The organism is Actinoplanes sp. NPDC048791 (assembly GCF_040650095.1).
In the GTDB taxonomy this organism is placed as follows: Bacteria; Actinomycetota; Actinomycetes; order Mycobacteriales; family Micromonosporaceae; genus Actinoplanes.
Genome location: NZ_JBEZGQ010000549.1, coordinates 1 through 5,673 on the forward strand (window position 1 = coordinate 1; position 5,673 = coordinate 5,673).

Consider the following 5,673-nt stretch of genomic DNA (forward strand, 5'->3'; position numbering starts at 1 on the left):
GCCGGGCACGGCGTCGGCGCTGGTCGGCGCCGGGCCGTCGGCGTCGACGTAACCCACCACCACGGCGATGTCGCCCAGGCCGTCCGCGGCCAGGTCGGCGGCCAGCGTACGCAGCGCGCCCTGCGACGCCCGCACGAACGAGTCCCGGAACACCAGGTCCTCGATCGGATAGCCGGTGAGCATCATCTCCGGGAAGGCCACCAGCTGGGCCTCGGCGTCGGCGGCCACCCGGGACCAGTGCCGGACAGCCGCGGCGTTGCCGGGGATGTCCCCGACGGTGGAGTTCACCTGGGCGAGAGCGACGCGCAACGAAGGCATGACGCTATTCTTCCCCAGCGTTGGCGTCCCGTACCGCCGTCCCCTGCCGTACCGTCTGTAATCGACGTCGGGCCTTACCCGGGGGCAGCCCGCGGGCCATGGTCAGCGTAATCTCGGCGTAACGAGACCGGGAGAGACTGAGCGCCGGCAAGTACGAGGGGTTGACGTGGACCGACAGCAGGAGTTCGTGCTTCGTACGCTCGAAGAGCGCGACATCCGTTTTGTCCGGCTTTGGTTCACCGACGTGCTCGGCACGCTCAAGAGCGTGTCGGTGGCGCCCGCGGAGCTGGAGTCCGCCTTCGAGGAGGGCATCGGCATCGACGGCTCGGCCATCGAGGGCTTCGCCCGGGTCTCCGAGTCCGACATGGTCGCCATGCCCGACCCCACCACGTTCCAGGTCTTCCCGTTCGAGGGCGGCGCCAGCGGCGAGAGCGCCCGGATGTTCTGCGACATCCTGCTGCCCGACGGCAGCGCGGCGTGGGCCGACCCGCGGCACGTGCTGCGCCGGATGCTCGCCAAGGCGGCCGAGAAGGGCTTCACCTTCTACACCCACCCCGAGGTCGAGTTCTTCCTGGTCCAGGACGGCCCGCTGGACGGCTCGGTGCCGATCCCGGTCGACGGCGGCGGCTACTTCGACCACACCACGCACTCGGTCGCCCGCGACTTCCGCCGGCAGGCCGTGCTCGCCCTGGAGCGGATCGGCATCTCCGTCGAGTTCAGCCACCACGAGGTCGCCCCCGGCCAGCAGGAGATCGACCTGCGGTACGCGGACGCTCTGACCACGGCCGACAACATCATGACCTTCCGGCACGTCGTCAAGGAGGTCGCGCTCTCCCAGGGCGTACGCGCGACGTTCATGCCGAAGCCGTACACGGACCAGCCCGGCAGCGGCATGCACACGCACCTGTCGCTGTTCGAGGGCGAGCGCAACGCCTTCCACGACGGCGAGGACCCGCTGAAGCTGTCGAAGACGGCCCGCGCGTTCATCGCCGGCCTGCTCGTGCACGCCCGGGAGTACACCGCGGTCACCAACCAGTGGGTCAACTCCTACAAGCGGCTCTTCCCGATGCAGCTGCCCGACCGGATCACCGAGTCGCCGGCGTTCGTCAGCTGGGGCGCGCTGAACCGTTCCGCCCTGGTGCGGGTGCCCGCCTTCGGCAAGCCCAACTCGGCCCGGGTCGAGGTCCGCTCGCTGGACTCGGCGACCAACCCGTACCTGGCCTTCGCGGTCATGCTCGGGGCCGGCCTCAAGGGCATCGAGGAGGGCTACGAGCTGCCCCCGGGCGCCGAGGACGACGTCTGGTCGCTCTCGCCGGCCGAGCGCAAGGCGGCCGGTTACGACGCCCTGCCGGAAAACCTGGCCGAGGCGATCGACGTGATGGCCAAGTCGGAGCTGATCCCCGAGGTGCTGGGCGAGCATGTCTTCGACTTCTTCCTGCGCAACAAGCGGCAGGAGTGGGAGCAGTACCGTCGCGAGGTCACGCCGTACGAGCGTCAGCGCTATCTCGGCGCCCTCTGATATCCACAATCGGCCCGGCGGTGGATCACCGGAGTGCGCTGGTCCGATACGGTGCCCTCTGACGTCGTGACGAGGGAGAAGCCGTGCTGGAAGATCTGCTTGAGGGTGCCGGGCGCAGTGTTGTGTTCGGCCTGGTCGGTATCGGGCTGATGGCTGTCGGCTTTCTGCTGGTCGACCTGCTGACCCCGGGCAAGCTGCGGGACCTGATCTGGGTGGAGCGCAACCCGAACGCCGCCCTGCTGCTCGCGGCGAACCAGCTCGGCATCGCGCTGATCGTCTTCACGGCGATCTTCACCAGCTACGACGAGTTCGGCCGGGGCCTGGCGTCCACGGTGATCTTCGGCCTGCTGGGCATCGCGGTCATGGCCGCGGCGTTCGTGGTGCTGGACTGGATGACCCCCGGCAAGCTGGGCGAGGTCATCTGCACCCCGGACCGGCACCCGGGAGCCACGGTCAGCGCGGCCTCGCACTTCGGCGCGGCGCTGATCGTCTGCGCCTGCATCGCCTGACCCGGCTCGCCGGCTCGCTCGCTGGAAAGCCCGGCCTGGGGAAAGCGTGATCGGCCCGGGGAGTCGCCGGCCGGCGGCTCCCCGGGTTCTCAGGAGCCCGGGGTACGCCCGAAGTCGCTGATCGCCGTGCTGCCGCTGCGCCGCATGCCCGGCAGGTCCTCGATGATCGCGGCCGCGGCCATGATCAGCGGGATCGCGGCGAGCTGGGCCACCGCCACCACGTGCCCGAGCGGGATGGTCGCCAGCACGACGAGCGCGGCCACGACGCGGTGCCGCCAGCCGCCGATGCCGAGCCGCAGCAGGAAGCCCGCGTGCCCGAGCTGATAGATCGCGACCCCGCCGGCCAGGGCGATCGCCTCACCCCAGTGCAGCGGCTCGAAGGCGTGCCCGACCGTCTTCTTGATGCCGACGGCGAGCACGACCACGCCGAGCAGCATCACGTAGTGCGCGTACCCCCAGCCGTCGAGCGCGAGCCGGGCGCGCCGCCGCGGATCGGTCGTGCCGGCCAGGACGTGCTCGGAGCGGTCGTTGTCGCCGGCGAAGTAGATCCACCACAGGTAGTAGGCGATGCAGAGGCCCAGGACCGCCACCAGGATCGCCCCGCCGCCGAGGTGGACCCCGCGGAAGCCGAGCCCGATGGCGACGATCGACTCGCCGATCGCGACGATCATCACCAGGCCGTGCCGCTCGACGAAGTGCCCGGCCAGGATCGAGTGCATCTCGATGTCGTGCACGTAACCGGCGGCGATCTGCACCAGCGGCGCGGCGATCCAGCACAGGTGCCGGTACGGCTCGGGCAGCAGTCCGCCGGTCAGCACCAGCAGGGCGGCCAGGATGTTGAGCGGGGCCAGCTGCCGCATCGCCTTGCGCGCCGCGGGACCGGCCTGCAGGAACAGCGCCGAGTGGACCAGGTTCACCACGAGATAGCTGACGCCGAAGAGCCAGCCGTACTCGCCGAAGGCTTCGGGCACCGCCAGGGCCATCACCAGGAAACCGGCCATGCCGGCCAGCAGCAGGGTGCGCCGGACGGAGCTGTTCGGGGCGACCGCGTTGGTCAGCCAGGCGTATCCCGAATACATCCACCAGATGACGAAGAGCATCAGCATCACGTCGCCCAGGGTGGCCAGGGTGATGTGCTCGGCGAGCGTCTCGGTCAGCTGGGTGATCGTGAAGACGAAGACGAGGTCGAAGAAGAGCTCCAACGTCGACACCCGGACCCCGGACTCCGGCGCGGCGGTCGCTGATTCCGTCATGGCCCGCAGCCTAGGGGCCGGGGCGGGATTCTGTCGTACCCCGCGGCTAGCGTCTCCGGCGTGAACCGTACCGACCGGCTCTACGGACTCGTCGAGGAGTTGCGGGCCGTCGCGCCCCGGCCCCGGAGTGCGCGCTGGCTCGCCCTGCGGTTCGAGGTGTCGGCGCGCACCATCGAGCGGGACATCTCCGCGTTGCAGCAGACCGGCGTGCCGATCTATGCCGAGCCCGGGCGCACCGGCGGCTACTGCCTCGACCGCACCCGCACCCTGCCGCCGGTCAATCTCACTCCCGCCGAGGCCGTCGCCATGGCGCTGGCCCTGCAGAGTCTGGACGGCACGCCGTTCCGGTCGGCCGCGCGCTCTGCCCTGCACAAGCTGGTCGCCGCGATGCGGGAGGACGACGCCTGCGCGGCGCGCGAGCTGGCCACGCGGGTCCATCTGGTCGGTCGCGACGGGCCGGTTGCCCCGATGCCCCGGCTCGTCGCCGACGCACTCTCCGAGCGGCGTGTGCTGCGCATCGGGTACGGCGACCGCGCCGGTGCCGCCACCGTCCGCGAGATCGAGCCCCTGGGGTACGTGGGCAGCCCCACCCACTGGTACCTGGTGGCCTGGTGCCGGATGCGCGCCGCCGTACGCGCGTTCCGTACCGATCGGATCAGCACCGTGACCATGACCGCCGAGGCTGTCCCGCCGCGCCGGCTGACCCCCGGTGAGCTGGACATCCCCCACCACGTGGTGACGCAGCTGACTCTGGGCTGAAACCGGTCGACCCGCCCGCCCGCCGTCGGCGAGGATGCCGGGCGTGAATCTCACCCTCGAAGCCGTGACCGCCGCCAACTGGCGGTCCTGTGCCGCCCTCACCGTGCATCCCGACCAGCGGGAGTTCGTCAACGCCGTCACCTACTACCTCTGCCTGTGCAACTACGGCGACACCTGGCAGCCGCTCGCCGCCGTGCGTGACGGGGAGGTCGTCGGCTTCTGCATGTGGGGGATCGACGACGACCGCAGCCGCTGGATCGGCGGGGTGGTGGTGGACGCCGCGCGCCAGCGCACCGGGATCGGCCGGGCCATGATCGGCGCGCTGGTGGAGCGGCTGGCCGCCGACCCGGACTGCCCGAACGTCGCCCTCAGCTACTCCCCGGACAACAAGGCGGCCCGGGCGCTGTACGCCTCGCTGGGCTTCGTCGAGACCGGAGAGGTGGACGACGACGAGGTCGTGGCCCGCTGGACGAGGTCGTAAACACCGACAGGGGGTTGTCGCCCGGCTCCGCGAAGGTCATCACAACGACCTGAGCAGAGAAGGAGACGACCATGAACAACGGCATCGGATGGTTCGAGATCGGCACCGACCGGCCCGCCGAGGTGGAACGGTTCTACGGCGAGGTGCTGGGCTGGACCTTCGGTGATGACGACGACTCGACGGCGGCCGACGGGGCGCCGTACCGGATCATCACGACGCCCGCCGCCGAGAGCATCCGCGGCGGCCTCTACGCCACCGGCGGGAAGGTCCCGAACTACGCGGTCTTCACCGTGCTGGTCGCCGACACCGCCGCGACCTGCCGGCAGGCCGAGGCCGCCGGGGGCAAGGTACTGGTCGAGCCGGTGACCGAGCCGGGCGGGCTGACCTTCGCGCACCTGCTGGACCCGTCCGGCAACCACTTCGGGATCTTCACGCCCCCGGCGAGCCACGACAGCTGAACGACGGGAACGGGTGGGCCGGGGTCCGGTGTCGGTCCCACCCGATAGCCTCGGAGCGTGGGTACAGCGCTGGTAATCGAGAACGATCCGTCCGACGATCTCCGCAGGCTGGGTGAGTGGCTCACCGAGGCCGGCCTGGAGCTGACCGTCGTGCGCCCGCACGCGGGCGACCCGCTGCCCGAGACGCTGGACGAGCACGTGGCTCTGATCGTGCTCGGCGGCGACCAGAGCGCCTATCCGAACGCCGCGGGTGATCCGGGCGCGTCCTGGTTCCCCGCGGTGGAGGGGCTGCTGCGCAAGGCGGTCCGCCACCACGTGCCCACGCTCGGGGTCTGCCTCGGCGGGCAGCTGCTCGCGACCGCGCACGGCGGCCTGG

Annotated in this window: 8 protein-coding genes; 6 read left to right on the forward strand and 2 right to left on the reverse strand. The window is 70.8% G+C overall.

Annotated features, from left to right (window positions below; all coding sequences use genetic code 11):
* Positions 1 to 318: nitrilase-related carbon-nitrogen hydrolase (locus AB0C29_RS30670; RefSeq protein WP_360827393.1), on the reverse strand; the 318-nt coding region annotated here is incomplete at its 3' end.
* 166 nt (positions 319 to 484) lie between these two features.
* Between AB0C29_RS30670 and AB0C29_RS30675 the strand changes: the two genes are divergently transcribed.
* Together AB0C29_RS30675 and AB0C29_RS30680 are read left to right on the forward strand one after the other, a co-directional pair.
* Positions 485 to 1,837, forward strand: a complete 1,353-nt coding sequence (locus tag AB0C29_RS30675) for a glutamine synthetase family protein (RefSeq protein WP_360548346.1) — start codon at positions 485 to 487, stop codon at positions 1,835 to 1,837.
* Between the two features lie 83 nt (positions 1,838 to 1,920).
* A complete protein-coding gene (locus AB0C29_RS30680) occupies positions 1,921 to 2,346 on the forward strand; it encodes a DUF350 domain-containing protein (protein ID WP_360827396.1) in 426 nt (141 codons plus the stop codon).
* A gap of 89 nt (positions 2,347 to 2,435) precedes the next feature.
* Here the strand turns inward: AB0C29_RS30680 and AB0C29_RS30685 are convergent, their stop codons facing one another.
* Positions 2,436 to 3,599 (reverse strand): low temperature requirement protein A, encoded by a 1,164-nt coding sequence (locus AB0C29_RS30685; protein ID WP_360827399.1) that lies wholly within the window; start codon positions 3,597 to 3,599, stop codon positions 2,436 to 2,438.
* Positions 3,600 to 3,659: 60 nt separating this feature from the next.
* On the opposite strand from AB0C29_RS30685, the gene AB0C29_RS30690 reads away from it, so the two are divergent.
* The 4 genes from AB0C29_RS30690 to AB0C29_RS30705 all read left to right on the forward strand — a co-directional run.
* On the forward strand, positions 3,660 to 4,358 hold the full coding sequence (locus AB0C29_RS30690) for a YafY family protein (protein WP_360827402.1): 699 nt from the start codon (positions 3,660 to 3,662) through the stop codon (positions 4,356 to 4,358).
* A gap of 34 nt (positions 4,359 to 4,392) precedes the next feature.
* Positions 4,393 to 4,839, forward strand: a complete 447-nt coding sequence (locus tag AB0C29_RS30695; protein ID WP_360827405.1) for a GNAT family N-acetyltransferase — start codon at positions 4,393 to 4,395, stop codon at positions 4,837 to 4,839.
* Positions 4,840 to 4,910: 71 nt separating this feature from the next.
* Positions 4,911 to 5,297 (forward strand): VOC family protein, encoded by a 387-nt coding sequence (locus AB0C29_RS30700; protein ID WP_360827407.1) that lies wholly within the window; start codon positions 4,911 to 4,913, stop codon positions 5,295 to 5,297.
* 57 nt (positions 5,298 to 5,354) lie between these two features.
* A partial coding sequence (locus tag AB0C29_RS30705; protein ID WP_360827410.1) for a glutamine amidotransferase-related protein occupies positions 5,355 to 5,673 on the forward strand: 319 nt, incomplete at its 3' end.